Consider the following 15,656-nt stretch of genomic DNA (forward strand, 5'->3'; position numbering starts at 1 on the left):
TTAGTGTTTCCGAACCGACTTTTGCCGGTTTTATTGTTTAACTTTTAATTTTTCGGTAAAAATTTACCGAAGTATTGATTTTATAGGATACTTCTTTTTCCGGTGAAGTCTGCCAAACTCTTTCCATGTGTATACCTATTTTTCTTCTATCGATATCAATAATATCTTTTATAACCTCTTCAATATGATTTAATGTATCATTATCATAATTGATTCTCAAATTTATATAGGTATCATAATTATTGGCTAACTGATGAATAACTTCTATAACTTTATCATACGTACCTTCTGACGTATTAAAATATCTTTTTATCGAATTATGTTTTTCTTTATATCCGTCTATTGAGATTTGAAAACTTGCATGTAAATCTTCAAAAAGAGAAAGATGCTCTGAATGAATACAAGTTGCATTAGTTACAAAAAAGAAATGTACTCCTTTATTATGCTCTTCCGCTTTACATTTTATCTGTTTTAGCAATGGATATAATTCTTTCTTAAAATACAATAATGGCTCACCACCAAACAATTCAAGATTTAGAAATTTAATATCATCACGGCACAATATACTATCTACATAGTTTAATATCAAGTTTTGAGTTATCACATTTAAATGACTATTCTTAATATGTTTCTCAAAACAATACCAACAACGTAAATTACAATCTAAAGAAGGCAATAGTGTCAATTCATACGTTCCATTTATACCAACCGCCTTACTATGTTCATTTTTCAATAAAGCAAGTTCATCATCCTGCTCAATCAAAAAACCACTCTTAAACAAATATTTTTTTTGCCTATCACTAATCTTATCATATTCTTCTGCTTGAATTAACTCGTACAATTCAGCTGACATAAAAGAATAGATATCATGAAATGTGTTAAAACAAATCACACCATGTTTCTTTTTTACATATATGTTATATTTACTTGCTTTCATAGATTATATATTTAAAGATAACCCAAATAAAAGAAGATATCTATAAACTAACTTACTTATAGATATCCTCCTCTAGTAATTACTTAATGCCATTATAGAATTAAATCAACAGTTATGATACAGATATTATTGACCTTCACAGCCATTTCCTGCTTGTCCACCGCCTCCACCACTACATCCACAACCAGCACCAGAACTACAATTACATCCGCAACCTGCGCCAGAACTACAATGACAACCACAACCAGACCCCGAGTAACAGTCACAGCCACAGCCTGCACCACTACCAGCATCATTTCCACCACCATCATTACCTCCTCGGACTAAAAGCATCTCATCATCAGACAAACTAATTTGATTAATAGGCAGTAATGACTCTTTAAATGAGACAAATGTTTTATTCATAATAAAAAGTTATTAAGTTATATGCCAGTAACTAACATATTCAAGAAAAATACCATTTTTACATATCTTCTTCTGGATCATATCCTGCAATATCTATCCAATACCATTCACCTGCTATATAAATCCACTCACCTCCTTTTATAGAAGATAACTGCAAATTTGAAAGCTGTTCTATTTCCATATCAATACCTCCTTTTTTAATTCACAAAATTAAAAAGTTAGCATAAGAAAAATATTAATCATTATGTAATAACTTGGTAATTAATTTATTTTTTTTTGATTACCTTTGCTCCTATTCTAAATTCATCTAACAATGAAAAAACTGATATACACACCTATATTAATCACTATCGTTTTATTCTGTTTACAAGGATTATGGTTAAACAAAATACATCATGCCTATATGAAACAATCCATGCAAACAATTCAACAATTGCTTTCATTAAGCATTGCTAAAGAATCAAGCTTACGCAATTATTCCTTACCTCAAAACCCTAAAAATCCTAGAATCATCTATCGGCATGCAAATCAAATTACAGAAGAAGAACGTAAACAATTAAAAGGAGATACTATAAATTTAAACTCATTGGTTAGCAGAAATATAAGTAACAATATGGCTGAAGCCATATTACAATTACAACAAGACGGATTAATTAAAAAAAAATCATTTATCCAATTAACAAAATTAGATAGCATTTTCCGACAAGAATTAAATACAGCAAATATCAATATTAGCCATCAAATCCTGCTATACGATAAAGATACAATTGTAAAACAAAGCATCGGAGCATTACCAACCAACGCCCTATTTATAAAAAAAACTCAGCTTTACCCTATTGGTACCAAGGGCTTACAATTCATTCAAGTAAAAGCAAATGTTCCATTTTCCTCTTTCATACAGGAGATGTTACAAATATTAATAGAATCCATTCTACTCACAATTATCATTCTAGGATATGTTATTTTTTTAGTCATAACCATTCACAAGAAAGACAAACTGTTTAAAAGACGGGAAGCAAGTGTAAACGGAACCATTCACGATTTAAAGTCTCCTTTAAACAGCATTATCACATTAATGAGTTTTATCAAGAAAAAAGTACCTGATATCCACACACAACAATTAGTGGAAAACACCGAAAGGCAAGCACAAAAACTTGTCAACGAGATAGAAGCGCTACTCATCACAGCCCGTAAAGACCGGCAAAAAGTTTATCTTCAAAAAGAAGAAACAGACCTAGTACTCTTGGTAACCGAAGTTGCTCAAGAAGTTTCCATGCAACATTCCCATCAGCCTCATCAAATAAAAATGGAATCAGAGCTGAATGAGTTAAACCTTATGTTAGATCCCTTATATGTGAGAAACGTCATAAGAAACCTTGTGGAAAATGCTCTGAAATATTCTGATGACGGAGTACAAATCATTATCAGAATTTCAAAAAAAGAAACCCAAGCAATATTTACCGTAAAAGATAACGGCTGGGGAATAGCCCCCAAATATCAAAAGAAAATATTTACTCAATTCTTCCAAGTACCCAGAGAGCAAATGGCACATCAAAGAGGATATGGCATAGGACTAGCCTACACAAAATATATAATAGAAGCACATGGTGGCAGCATCTCCGTAGAAAGTATTCCTGGAAAAGGTAGTATTTTTATTTGTAAATTTCCACTTCCATCTTAGGGCAGAAAGTAAAGGGTATAAATAAACATTTTATTTCTAAAGACATCACGACTGCACGTAGAAATGAAGCAGCTAAAATAAATCACCCAAGTAGGTTAACAGATATTACGACTTTCAATAAAATACCAAATTTATATGTAACAAAAAATGCAGGTCTAAATTTCGCATATTTTCTTTGACAAGCTTTTAACATGATTTGGCCTCTCTTTAATATGGCATAAATTCATTTTTCCAATCATACTTTCATATTTCGAAGGAGGAGGACATAAATATTGATAAATACAATTACTACATGGTTTTTTATTACGTATTTTCATCCAATTATTCCTTTGGGTCATTTCTTTATAAATTAATTCTTGAATCGAATTCTGACTTAAGGACCCTAAACTTCGCTCGTTGATATTACTATATACTTTATTATTAGGCAATATAAACAGTTGTCCAAAATTTATTTTGTTAAGGACACTATTAGCAAAAATATCCCACTTACCAATGGGATATTTTAGTATATCCTTTTCAAATGAATATACATGTTTTTCAAAAAAAGATAAATTCTTTTCATTGTAATTAACTGTAAACTGATACCTCTCTATATTATAATCACATATGAGAGATTTTGCCAATTCATATTGTCTGCCATTCTCTAACAAAAAATTAAAATTTGCCTCTCTTGCATATTGGGCTACTTCTTGTATAAAATACACCTCATCAAAATTAGATGTAAGATTAATAAATATATTCAGATTTTTCAAATCCCATAGTCCTACTGTTGAAAGAAAATTGATTTTATGCAAACGCCGATAATCCGTATTTATTATAATTCTATTTTTAATAACTTGCTCTCCATAAAAAGTAATCAATTGTGAAATCAAAGCATCTATTCCTGGAAGCTGAAGTATTACAGATTGTATTTTAATAAGACTAGCTAGTTGATTCAATGTTGATTCTTTTAAAATAATTTCTTCTTCATATTCATAAAAATAGATGCTTATATATCCTTTTTTGCTTTTAGAGCTTAAAGGGTAGATATGAATAGTATTAATATATGCAGTTAAATTTACCTCGGTTTGCAAAGTTGAGCGAAGTGAATAATTCTCCTTTCGCAAGTTAAAATCCATCGAAAAAGGAAATGAAAAAGGTAACACTTCAGATACGGAATTCATAGAGAAATAATTACCCATAAATTTATTTCTTATACTATAAATCACTTTCCATAATTGTTTGCTCATATCTGCCTTTTTGATACATTGGCTATAACATTTTGAATTTATAAAATAAGAAAAAACTTTAATACAACTCATATCGACGAAACATTTTATATATTTTCCATCAATAGTATTATATACCAAAAGATCATTTCCTTTTAGAGCAATATATGTATATGTTTCAAGATAAAAGCAGATATAGGCAGGCTTATTTTTCATATTTATAATATTTGTACGGATTCAACATTTTTTTTATAAAAGCTACGATGGGTTTCAAAAATGGAAATATATTCTGTAAGTTCTTTTTGTACTTGAGAATAATTTGTAAAATTTGGACATGAAGCATTGTTTCTTATTTCACAATAAATACATGTTGGACAATTTTTATATTGGTAACACTGGGTACACAGGTGTTTTACATCATTGTATAACATTGAATATCTCTTTATTGCCTTCGAATCTATAAAGATATTATCGTCCTGTATATACCCTAAAGGTGAATCATGACCTATTCGTTCACAAGGGAAAAGCTTGTTATTTACAGTCATCAGAATTCTTCTAGAGAAAGGTATACAGCTTCCATTATTTATATATCTGTATACACCTTTTTCTTTTCGCATTAATTCAGTGAAATCATTAAATGAATTATCTAAAAATCTTACAGTAAATTTTTTAGCTATTGCGGTCAGAGCACTCCTTAAAAAAAATGCTTCTTCTGTTTCTTGCTTATTTTTTATTGAATTAAATTCATCATAAAGAGCTTTATACATGCCTTCAAATTCATCTTTCTTTATAGGGTCTACCCCATGAGGATTAAGAGTGCCAATTGAAGGCACTTTACTAAATTCTTTTTGAAAGAAATCCAATAATTCATTTAAATTATTTCTGTTATGTAATACTGCATTAAATTCAACATTGCTATTGAAAAAAGAAGGATAACAGGTTTGTAACCATTTTACTGTATTATATACAGAACTGAAAGAATTTTTCCCATGAGTCGTATTCCTGTAACTATTGTTATATTCATTTCCATCTAAGCTTATTAAAACATCAAAACTCTTATCTATCAGATAATCAATACATTTCTTCAACAATAATCCATTAGTGGTTATTGAATATATAGGAGATACATTACTGGGAAAATGACTCTCAATATATGAAATTAATTTTCTAATTGCGGTTATATTCCTTAAAGGTTCACCACCATAAAAACTTATATATATATTCTTTTTTATAGAATTTATCCCTTTTTCTTTCCAGCCTTTAATAAAAAAGTCTAATAATATTATGGCAGATTGCAAATCGATATCTTTTGTATTTCTTCTATCATGATTATTATACATATCTCCATACCCACAATATTTGCAATTGAGATTGCAGGAATCTGTTACTTCAAAGATAATTTGTAAAGTTTCTAAAATTCTATCTTTTACTACTTCTGGAGAAAAAGTAGGAAATAAGCATTTGTCAGATAAGCTATTAAAAAAGCCATATTCTTTAAGGTATTGATATTTTTTCTTATTGTAATTGAATTCTTTGGCATTAATAGACTTCTTTTGTGACAATATATGTTCAACTGCAAATAGTGAAAGCTCTTTACCTTGCCGATCTAAATTAAACAAACTTTCAACAATAGGATCCACTATTGTCAATTGCTTAGTATTAAAATCATATAAATAGTCTTTCTCGGACATTTGACTTTTAAAAAAAACACTTGACTCCATTTTATTTTAATTTTATCATAATCATAACAAGGTTATCATCCTCACCAACTCCTTTGATAAATGCGTTCAAAGAAGGAGAACTGCTTTTCTTCTTATTTGCGAGTTTTATAAAACCAGAGCAACTCATCCATGTATAAAGATAATTCCCGTCAGAAGTTATACCGGATGGTATAATGTCAGGCCCATTATCTATATCATTGACAATGGCTTGATCTGTATAAACACATTTCTGATCGACCCTATTACAAATGACTAATTTTAATTGGGAATTACTAGAATTGGGTGGACGACATTCTACAATAAAATATTTATCTGTTTTTGTGGTGAATGTATTATAGCAGTCATTACATTCCGTCTGGATTTTATCCGGATCTGCCAAGTATTCGGGCCTGAGATGAAGAGGAACAGTATATTTCCCAAGATGAAGAAGAATAGCTGGTTTTAAATTATAATCTTCGTCAAAGGAATAAATACTATCACTGTATTCCCCTTTGTATAATATGCCTTCCGTCGTAGTATAAAAATTCTTATTTACATTACTTTCCCCTACCATAATCACCATATTTGCCTGTGGGGTAAAATTATAATAGTTCGGATATGATTTTAGAATATTTCCCATGCTATCTATAAGTGACAGTTTGTTTTCTAAAGCTCCATACATATTAGTACGGTTTATCAACAGTTTTCCATTTTCTATAAACTGCATACGGTTAAACTCTTCTTTTACAGGAAATGAATTAATAAAATTGTTGTCAAAATCATATACCACTGCTTTAGTTTCATTGCCTATATATATTTTTCTATTATTGCCGTCCACAGCAGTTCCATGTACCCATAAATATTCGCCAGGACCTTGTCCCCTACGCCCAATCTGACGTATAAAGTTCCCCTTCTTGTCAAACAAAAGCACCGTATTAAAATCATTCACTACAATATTATCATCTGTGAAAACGACATTCCTGATATCTCTCAGAAATTTTTCCTCCCCACTCGCATTCATACTCCCAAGCTTTATATAGGTTATTGAATCAGCTATTTCTGACAAATTAAACTGTTTTCTTTTCAGTTCATTATTATCTAATATTTTTTCTATTTCAATATGAATGATTCCCTTCTCGTCTATATACAACAATTCAGAATTATTTGAACTAGTACAATTGGCAGTAACCAATACCAACAGAAATAATACGATTATGAGCACTACGTGATTTTTCATATTTTAGACTTAATGTAAAGTTATATATATTTTCCAATACAACCACAGGGATATCTCAAATTTGCAAGATTAAAAAATATCCCTGTAAACTAAATATATTTATGCCGTTGGAGCGCCATGTTTATTACTATAGGCTTCATTTGTTGTACGCCCTCTTCCTTCCGGAGTAGTTACGATAACACAATAACAAGTTTCACCACCAGGAGGAGGAGCGTCACCATCATTACCTCCACCACCTTTAATGACCGCTTGTTCAGTCAGCTCTAATTCAGATCTAACCAATTCATTTAATTTCAGACTATTTTTCTTCATAACAATCATTATTAATACCATTTACTTTTAATACAAATCTATTTCTCTCTTTATAAGTAATCACTCTTAATTTGAAAGCTTTTTAATTTCCATGTTAACACCTCCTTACTATCTAAATTATAACAAATTAAGGGAAATTACATAAGAAAATCATTAATCATCACGTAACAATCAAGTAACTATTCAAAAAGAATTTGATTACACCTGTATCTAGAAAAATAGAATACGGAGCTGACAGATATAATATTTCTAATAAAAATACAAGTTGGATGTATTTCCATAGAAAGTATTTCAAAAAAAGATTGTTTCTTATTTGCAATTCTCTCCTTAAATGATTTCCTTTGTTCAAAACACATTTCACACATTGCCTTAAAACATAAGCTATGGATACAATTAAAGTCCTGTTGGTTGATGACGATGTAATGCTGAGCAGCATTATAACGACAGCACTTAAAGACGAAGGGTATGAAGTACACTATCAAAGTTCTTTAACCGGCATCACCACCATCCTCAATGAATTCAAACCTGACATCATGATATTAGACGTTGAAATAGGAACAGGTGACAGTATTGACAATGCATCCGAATTAAAAATGGCAGCTCCTGGTACTCCCATTTTATACATATCGTCGCATACAGAAAGCCACGAAGTAGCAAGAGCACTAAAATCCGGTGCCGTAGCCTATTTGAAAAAACCTTTTAGCGTAGAAGAACTGATTGCTTATGTAGACAGACATGCTCATCCTGTTTCCAATGCCATTATAAAGATAGGCTCTTTGGAGTTGAACATTCAAACACGAACCATTTATCAAGCATCAAAAGAACTTAAAAGACTAAGCAAACTGGAATTTTCCTTACTCAAACTTTTATATAGTCATAAAGGTGAAATTGTAAGTTATGAAAAAATAGAAGAGCTATGGGAAGATGCTATTATGAATGAACACAGCCTTTACAATTACATCGTAAAATTACGAAAGATACTGGCTGCCGATCCCGATATATCTATTTCCACCATTGGAGGAAACGGATATATGCTGCTTGTCCCAATGTAACCAAAATAGTTCTATTTAGTTACTTGCTTATTACACCATCATTAACAATGATGCAAAAAGGTTTCTTTATTTTTGCCTTCAGAGATCAAGAAACAATCATGAAAGTATGGTTATTATTTATATTCGGTATAGTTCCGATTATCTCTCAAGCACAAAATCGTATGATTTCAGGAGAAGTAACGGACAAAGAATACAACCCCATTGAGTTTGTAACCATATCCCTTTTATCGGCAAATGACTCTTCTTTAATAGCAGGAACCATCACAAACGAAAAAGGGAAATTCACACTTTCATGTGAAAAAAAAAGGATTACATTGTCCGCGCATCTCATATAGAATACACAACCACCTTCATTGCCACCGGTCAATCTACAAACAATATGGCATTCATACTGGAACCTTCCATTATCAGCATGGAAGAGGTAATAGTAAAAAGCAATTTCATCAGGCACGAGTATGACCGGATAATCGTAAATATGAAAGGAAATCCCATAGTGAAAGGAAGAACTATAAACGAGGCATTGGGAATGTTGCCCGGTGTCATAAACATCAACGATGAACTAAGGCTGAATGGGGGAACCGTATCTAAAATCTACATAAACGGCAGAGAACTTCATGACCGCACAGAATTGTCAAGTCTGCAAGCCACGGACATAGAAAATGTTGAAATTCTGCCGGAAGCCGATTTACAACATAATGCCACAACAAAAGGAGGAATCATATATATACTTTTGAAAAAAAATGCAGATGGCGGAGGCAATGGTTCACCCTCTTTGCTAGGAGAGATGAGAAAAAGAAATAGTCATTGGGAACGTTTGGGCCTTCCATTAAGCCTTCGGCTTGGGAAATGGAACTTTTACAACAATCTGGTTCTTTCTAATGCAGGAGATCCTTACATCACGGAAAATATAACCCATAACAGCCACCAGAATATCCATATTGTAAATCAAAATATAGACCGTAAAAATATAAGAAGAATCAATGAAACATTCAGCATGTTATATGATATAACTACCCTGCAAAGCATCGGACTTAACTGTATGGTAAAACAAGCTGGAAGCACACTAAAATCTTCTTCTTTTTCCGAAACACAAGAAACAGAAAAGGAATATACCTCTTCCTACCATAGTAAAGGGAAAGGGGATGACAAAATATATCAGGCTAGTTTGAACTATAATTGGAAATCAAAAAACGGAAAGAATACTTTGCAAACAGTTCTTGATTATTTGAAAAGTGACGAAACGAAAGAACTGAATCACCATTATCTTTATCAGTATCCGGAGAAAAACGAAGAGGATAATAAATGTAGCAACACCGGAACTGTTTCTGATTTATGGAAAGCAGAAATAAATTATATCTTCTTGCTCAACAAACATTCCAGGTTGAAATGGGGTGGCGACTATTATAATAACCATACCAACAACCAAATGTATTACGCATATCAGAGTGGAGAAGGATGGCAGAAAGAAGATAAAAGCGGGCTATTTACTTATAAAGGTATAGGTTATGCAGGCTATGCAGAATATGTATGGCAATGGAGGAAATTTACATTAAATGGCGGTATACGGGTACAAGAGGATGAAGTGAAATGTATTTCCAATAACATAGCAGGTGACAAACGCACATATCGCAATCTGTTTCCCTCCATCAAGGTGGGTTACCTTTTCTCTGAAAAGAACCAAGTCTCTTTATCCTATTCAAAAAGAATGGGAAATATCCCTTATAAGAGCATGAATCCGGCTATTGTCTATATCTCTGAATACTCTTATGCTAAAGGGAATCCGAATTTAGTACCTACTACCGAACATCGTATCAGGCTATTGTTGAATCTGTCAAATACTTGGAGTATAAGCTACGTTTACGCAAAGTGCAAAGATGATTTATTTCCCCTGATCTATCAAGATAAAGACAATCCGATCATCACCTATACTATGCCGACCAATATAGGAAAGTCTTATCGACATGCTTTTTCAATAGGTTTCACTAAGACCTTGTTCAGCTGGTGGACTACCAATACCTCCCTTGATGGCGACTACACTAAAGAAGTGTCGCCCAAACAGACCTACCATATAGTCCATTGCTTATTCTTTTGTGACAACAGTCTTCGTTTCACAAATACTTTCGGTGGAAGTTTTAACTTTATGGCAGAAAGAAGAACACGTAGAAGCGAAACAATATATCACAGTGTATACAATATGAATGCCGGCCTTTACAAATATTTCCTGGATCAAAAGTTCTGCATAAATTTATCAGTTTACGCTATTTTGAATAAAAGAAGAAATCTGACCACAATTACCAATAACAATCTAAGCAGAATAGAAGAAAATAATAAAACCCCTTATCAAGGAGCGTGCTTAAACCTTATATATAAGTTTGACTTTGGCAAGAAAGTAAAAGTAAAACGTGCGAAAAGCATACAGACAACAAGCGATAGTTATTTGCGCAAATAATAATAAGGAGTAGTCGAAAAGCCTTTAAGTGAGTAGAAAGCATTTAATACGTTACTATCATGAAAGAAAAACATTTTTTAAACCTATCAAGTGAAATACCTAAACTCTCAAAGAATGAAGCAGATCAATTAAAAGGAGGATTTAAAAAAGTAGCCACAAAACCGTCTGTTCAAATGAGCGGAGACATTAATAAAAACTGTCATGGAAACAGTGGGGATGCAGGTAGTGATGAAGACGGAGATGCTAATGTCAATTGCAAATTTTCATGTAAATGCAATTCATAGTGATGAAAATTTAGTTCCATTAAGACTAAATTTACAATACTTGTACAAGTAATAACAAAACAATACATTATCATGAAATGGAGCTTATATAATTTTATAATTAGAAATGGTTCTGATTATTTATTGTATAATAGTTTAACTAATGAGTTGATGGCTTGCGTAGGAGGCATCAACTCATTATTAAACGAGTACAAAAATAATATGGATGGGCTTAAGCAAATACATTCTGAATTATATAATTATCTGGATGCGCAAAAGTTCATTGTATCGGACGAAACTGATGAAGCAAAACAATTCATAGAACATCAAAAAGCGACTGATACTTCGAATGATTCGTTACGGATCATTATTAATCCAACATTGGATTGCAATTTAAGATGTTGGTACTGCTATGAAAAACATAGAGAAGGTAGCACTATTCACAATGATGTAGACTTAGCCATAAAAACGTTCATAAAAAAGGAAATAGAGGATAAGAGTTTAAAATCACTCAGTTTATCTTTCTTCGGTGGAGAACCTTTAATGCATTTTAGGAAACAAGTTCTTCCTCTTATTTTATACACAAAAGAACTTTGTATAACTCATAAAGTAAAATTAAAATGTAGCTTCACCACTAATGCTGTATTACTCACTCCCAATGTAACCGAACTCTTAGCTAATACAAAGTTAGAATATCATTTCCAAGTGCCTTTTGATGGAGATAGGGACTTTCACGATTCAATTAAAAAGCATCCCAATGGAACCGGAACTTATGATACAGTTCTACAAAATGTAAAATATGCAGCAAGCAAAGGATTTGCTTTTACTATTAGATGTAACTATACAGACAAGAATATATTATCTTTCAAAAAAGCTATAGATGATTTATCAAATATAGATTCAAAAGAGAATTTAGTATTCTCATTACAAAGAATATGGCAAGAGGAGGATTCATCAGAGCTGGACAATAAAGAAAAGGAAATGTTATTATACCTCAGAAATAAAGGACTTACAAAACCAACTGAATATAAGGGAATATTTCAATGCTATGCTGATAAAGAGAATTGCATTGTCATCAACTATAATGGTGACATTTATAAATGTACTGCAAATGATTTTCTACCGGAAAAGAAAGAAGGCATACTTAATTCTAATGGGGTTATCACCTACAACTCGTTATATGAAAAAAGAATGAAAGCTAAGTATGCGCTTAAGCCGTGTTTGGAATGCAATATTTTACCCATATGCATGATTTGTACCCAAAAACGTCTAAAGATGATAAATGAAGAAAAATGCATCTATATTAAAGAGAAAGACAAGCCTGATATCATACGCGACCATATTCGACGGATTTATAAAGAAACAGATATAACTTAATCATCATGTTTCCTTTTTACAAGCAGCACGACAGCATGCAGTGCGGCATCACCTGCCTGCAAATGATATGCAAATACTACGGAAAAGAGTATTCCTTGGAATCTCTTTCCCGTTACTGTTTTGCCACCACCGAAGGCGTATCCATGCTGGGCATCAGCGAAGCGGCAAACAAGCTGGGGCTGCATACCATTTGCGGACGGGTAACCATGGAGCAACTGCCCCAAGCCCCCCTGCCCTGCATTCTGCATTGGAGCCAGAACCATTTTGTCATCCTCTACAAAATAAAGAATAACAAGAAATTCTATATTGCCGATCCGGGAAAGGGGCTTGTGACCTATACCGAAAAGGAATTCAAAAACCACTGGATCAGCACACAGTCTAAAGGGGAAGAAAAAGGAATAGCCATGTTTATCCAGCCCACACCCGCTTTCCATGAACTTTCGGGAGAAACAACGAACAGAAAGCGCTCCTTCAACTTCTTGTTTGGCTACATAAAGCAATATCGCCGATATTTCGGACAAATCATATTAGGAGCTTTAGTGGGCTGTGTGCTACAACTTATTTTCCCTTTTCTTACACAAGCCATCGTAGATATAGGTATTACCCATCAGAACTTGGGAATCATTTACCTGATCCTGCTGGGACAACTCATACTGACCATAAGCCGCACCAGTGTGGATTTTATCCGCCGATGGATATTGCTCCATATCAGCATGCGCATCAATATCTCCCTGGTATCCGACTTCTTCATCAAACTGCTGAAACTTCCCATGTCTTTCTTCGACACCAAACTGATGGGCGACCTGATGCAACGAATGAACGACCATAACCGGGTAGAGAAATTCCTTACCACACAAATGCTGAACGTCACCTTTTCCCTGCTCAGTTTCATCGTGTTTGGCTGTGTATTGCTCGGCTACAACATTTTTATATTCCTGATCTTTCTCACAGGAAGCATACTGTATGGTATATGGATCGCTATATTTTTGAAAAAAAGGAAATTACTGGATTATGAACTGTTCGAGAAACAGGCTATGAACAATAACAAAACCTATCAGTTCATCACCTCCATGCAAGAAATAAAACTGCAAAACTGCGAACAACGGCGCCGTTGGGAATGGGAGGATGTACAAGCAGACCTGTTCCAGGTCAACATGAAATCATTGAAATTACAGCAGACTCAGGAAGCGGGAAGCATCTTCATCAATGAAGTAAAAAACATCATCATCACCGTGCTGGCAGCAACAGCCGTCATTCACGGACAAATGACCTTGGGAATGATGCTGGCAGTGCAATACATCATCGGACAACTCAATGCACCGGTGGAGCAACTGATGAACTTCCTCTACTCATTGCAAGATGTGAAAATAAGTCTGGAACGCATCAATGAAATTCACGAAATGGAGAACGAGGAAAACAACAAGGAAGCACTAAACGCATTCCACGACCGGGACAAAAGCCTCTCTTTCAAAAACGCCGATTTTAAATACGACCCACACAATCCGAACAAAACATTGGACGGAATCAACATAACCATCCCCGAAGGAAAGGTAACCGCCATAGTGGGGACCAGCGGAAGCGGAAAGACAACAATGATCAAACTCTTGTTAGGCTATTACCCCCTGTTGGCAGGAGAAATAACCATCGGCAGTACAGACTTGCAGAAATATAACCTGAAATGGTGGCGTAAACATTGCGGAGTAGTCATGCAGGACGGAGTCATCTTCTCGGAAAGCATCGCCCGCAACATTGCGGTAGATGACGGCGAGATTGACAAAGAACGTCTGCTTCAAGCCGCACGCATTGCTTGCATCGACAACTACATCCAGACTTTGCCATTAAAATATAACACACTGATAGGGCAGGATGGTATCGGACTGAGCCAGGGACAGAAACAAAGAATCCTGATAGCGCGTGCCGTATACAAGAATCCTGATTATATATTTCTGGACGAGGCGACCAATGCACTGGATGCCAATAACGAACGGGCTATTGTAGAGAACCTGATGGAATTTTATAAAGGGAAAACGGTAGTTATCGTCGCGCACCGGCTCAGTACGGTAAAGAACGCCGACCAACTCATCGTGATAGAAAGAGGCAAGATAATAGAAACAGGAACCCATACGGAATTAATTGACCGCCAAGGTGCATATTACCATTTAGTTAAGAATCAATTGGAACTAGGGAGCTAACGATTATGGATAAAAATTATGAACAAATAGAACTTCGGAGCGAGAAAGTGAGAAACATCATCGGACGCATACCACCTCTGCTTATACGTAGTGGAATCACTCTTATTGCTTTATTGATAACAGGACTGGCAGTGGCAGCTTGCTTCATTCCTTTTCCTGAAAATGTAAAAGGCAAAGTGGAAGTTGCCATAAACAGCCATTCTGAAATAGAGATAACAGCTTTCATCCCATATACTGAAATAGCGAGGATAAAAGAAGGAATGCCCGCCAGTATAGAAATGGAGGGATACACTACCGGAACGGATAGTCATCTGAACGGAAAAGTGAAAACAGTATATAAAGAGGTATTGAAAAAAGAGGGGAAAAACTACTTCCGGATAGATTTAAAGTTGGACAACGCTGTGGATTACTTCAAGATGAAAAGCGGCATGGAGGGTACTGTAGCCATTCTATTATCCGACCACAGTCTGATGGGGAACCTTTTTCCTGCCAGCCCGTTCAAGTAGACTCTATTTCCATCTTTATAAAAGAGGACAGCCCCCGGTATAGAGGATACAATACCGAAATTATTTCCTTCAAATCCATCATCAGTGCATTACTTTCTGATTATAAGCAAGTTATTATGAAGAATCCTTCTACGATTTCTTCATAATAACTTCATATTCCTGTAAGCGTCTCCGCGATTCTATATAGTATATTAAAAGTAAAAAGTCTAATGATCCCTTTTTAGTCATTAGCCTTTTCCCATCTGTCAGGAAGCAGTTGTCTGTATTTTTCCAGTGGTGTATTCGGTTGCCATTCGGCAGTTCTGTTTATGACATCCGTGAGATACTCAAACAGATT

15 protein-coding genes are annotated in these 15,656 nt (G+C 34.1%); 8 read left to right on the plus strand and 7 right to left on the minus strand.

Annotated elements, in window-relative coordinates:
• Positions 1 to 37: 37 nt before the first annotated feature.
• The 3 genes from AB5062_RS21335 to AB5062_RS21345 all read right to left on the minus strand — a co-directional run bounded on the left by AB5062_RS21335 (position 38) and on the right by AB5062_RS21345 (position 1,523).
• The gene (locus tag AB5062_RS21335) at positions 38 to 937 is read right to left on the minus strand and encodes a radical SAM protein (RefSeq protein ID WP_368326975.1); all 900 of its coding nucleotides are present in this window, start codon (positions 935 to 937) and stop codon (positions 38 to 40) included.
• Between the two features lie 92 nt (positions 938 to 1,029).
• Positions 1,030 to 1,248: a hypothetical protein gene (locus AB5062_RS21340; protein WP_032952198.1), complete on the minus strand. Its 219-nt coding sequence runs from the start codon at positions 1,246 to 1,248 to the stop codon at positions 1,030 to 1,032.
• Positions 1,249 to 1,400: 152 nt separating this feature from the next.
• Complete coding sequence (locus AB5062_RS21345; protein WP_016275120.1) at positions 1,401 to 1,523, minus strand: hypothetical protein; 123 nt, start codon at positions 1,521 to 1,523, stop codon at positions 1,401 to 1,403.
• 132 nt (positions 1,524 to 1,655) lie between these two features.
• On the opposite strand from AB5062_RS21345, the gene AB5062_RS21350 reads away from it, so the two are divergent.
• The gene (locus AB5062_RS21350) at positions 1,656 to 3,023 is read left to right on the plus strand and encodes a sensor histidine kinase KdpD (protein ID WP_117615838.1); all 1,368 of its coding nucleotides are present in this window, start codon (positions 1,656 to 1,658) and stop codon (positions 3,021 to 3,023) included.
• Between the two features lie 155 nt (positions 3,024 to 3,178).
• Here the strand turns inward: AB5062_RS21350 and AB5062_RS21355 are convergent, their stop codons facing one another.
• From AB5062_RS21355 to AB5062_RS21370, 4 genes are all read right to left on the minus strand, one after another.
• On the minus strand, positions 3,179 to 4,252 hold the full coding sequence (locus AB5062_RS21355; protein ID WP_147334639.1) for a hypothetical protein: 1,074 nt from the start codon (positions 4,250 to 4,252) through the stop codon (positions 3,179 to 3,181).
• A 197-nt stretch (positions 4,253 to 4,449) separates the two neighbouring features.
• Positions 4,450 to 5,952 carry a radical SAM peptide maturase gene (locus tag AB5062_RS21360; RefSeq protein WP_032952194.1) on the minus strand — a complete coding sequence of 501 codons (1,503 nt, stop codon included), beginning with the start codon at positions 5,950 to 5,952 and terminating at the stop codon, positions 4,450 to 4,452.
• 1 nt (position 5,953) lies between these two features.
• A complete protein-coding gene (locus tag AB5062_RS21365; protein ID WP_032952193.1) occupies positions 5,954 to 7,168 on the minus strand; it encodes a 6-bladed beta-propeller in 1,215 nt (404 codons plus the stop codon).
• A 99-nt stretch (positions 7,169 to 7,267) separates the two neighbouring features.
• Entirely contained in the window at positions 7,268 to 7,480 is a 213-nt protein-coding gene (locus AB5062_RS21370) for a hypothetical protein (protein WP_147334640.1), read from the minus strand.
• Positions 7,481 to 7,863: 383 nt separating this feature from the next.
• Between AB5062_RS21370 and AB5062_RS21375 the strand changes: the two genes are divergently transcribed.
• The 7 genes from AB5062_RS21375 (at position 7,864) to AB5062_RS21405 (ending at position 15,319) form a co-directional block, all read left to right on the plus strand.
• Positions 7,864 to 8,532 (plus strand): response regulator transcription factor, encoded by a 669-nt coding sequence (locus AB5062_RS21375; protein ID WP_016271117.1) that lies wholly within the window; start codon positions 7,864 to 7,866, stop codon positions 8,530 to 8,532.
• Between the two features lie 47 nt (positions 8,533 to 8,579).
• Complete coding sequence (locus AB5062_RS21380) at positions 8,580 to 8,867, plus strand: hypothetical protein (protein ID WP_155268235.1); 288 nt, start codon at positions 8,580 to 8,582, stop codon at positions 8,865 to 8,867.
• Between the two features lie 44 nt (positions 8,868 to 8,911).
• Positions 8,912 to 10,981, plus strand: a complete 2,070-nt coding sequence (locus AB5062_RS21385) for an outer membrane beta-barrel family protein (protein WP_229097065.1) — start codon at positions 8,912 to 8,914, stop codon at positions 10,979 to 10,981.
• 59 nt (positions 10,982 to 11,040) lie between these two features.
• Positions 11,041 to 11,265, plus strand: coding sequence for a hypothetical protein (locus AB5062_RS21390; protein WP_032952190.1), 225 nt, complete (start codon positions 11,041 to 11,043; stop codon positions 11,263 to 11,265).
• A gap of 72 nt (positions 11,266 to 11,337) precedes the next feature.
• Positions 11,338 to 12,621, plus strand: coding sequence for a radical SAM protein (locus AB5062_RS21395; RefSeq protein WP_032952189.1), 1,284 nt, complete (start codon positions 11,338 to 11,340; stop codon positions 12,619 to 12,621).
• A 5-nt stretch (positions 12,622 to 12,626) separates the two neighbouring features.
• Positions 12,627 to 14,813, plus strand: a complete 2,187-nt coding sequence (locus AB5062_RS21400; protein WP_032952188.1) for a peptidase domain-containing ABC transporter — start codon at positions 12,627 to 12,629, stop codon at positions 14,811 to 14,813.
• A gap of 5 nt (positions 14,814 to 14,818) precedes the next feature.
• Entirely contained in the window at positions 14,819 to 15,319 is a 501-nt protein-coding gene (locus AB5062_RS21405; protein ID WP_032952187.1) for an HlyD family efflux transporter periplasmic adaptor subunit, read from the plus strand.
• The last annotated feature ends 337 nt before the right edge of the window (positions 15,320 to 15,656 follow it).

Origin of the sequence: Phocaeicola sp. RTP21359st1_B8_RTP21360_211022, assembly GCF_040911965.1 — a bacterium.
Lineage (GTDB): Bacteria > Bacteroidota > Bacteroidia > Bacteroidales > Bacteroidaceae > Phocaeicola > Phocaeicola vulgatus.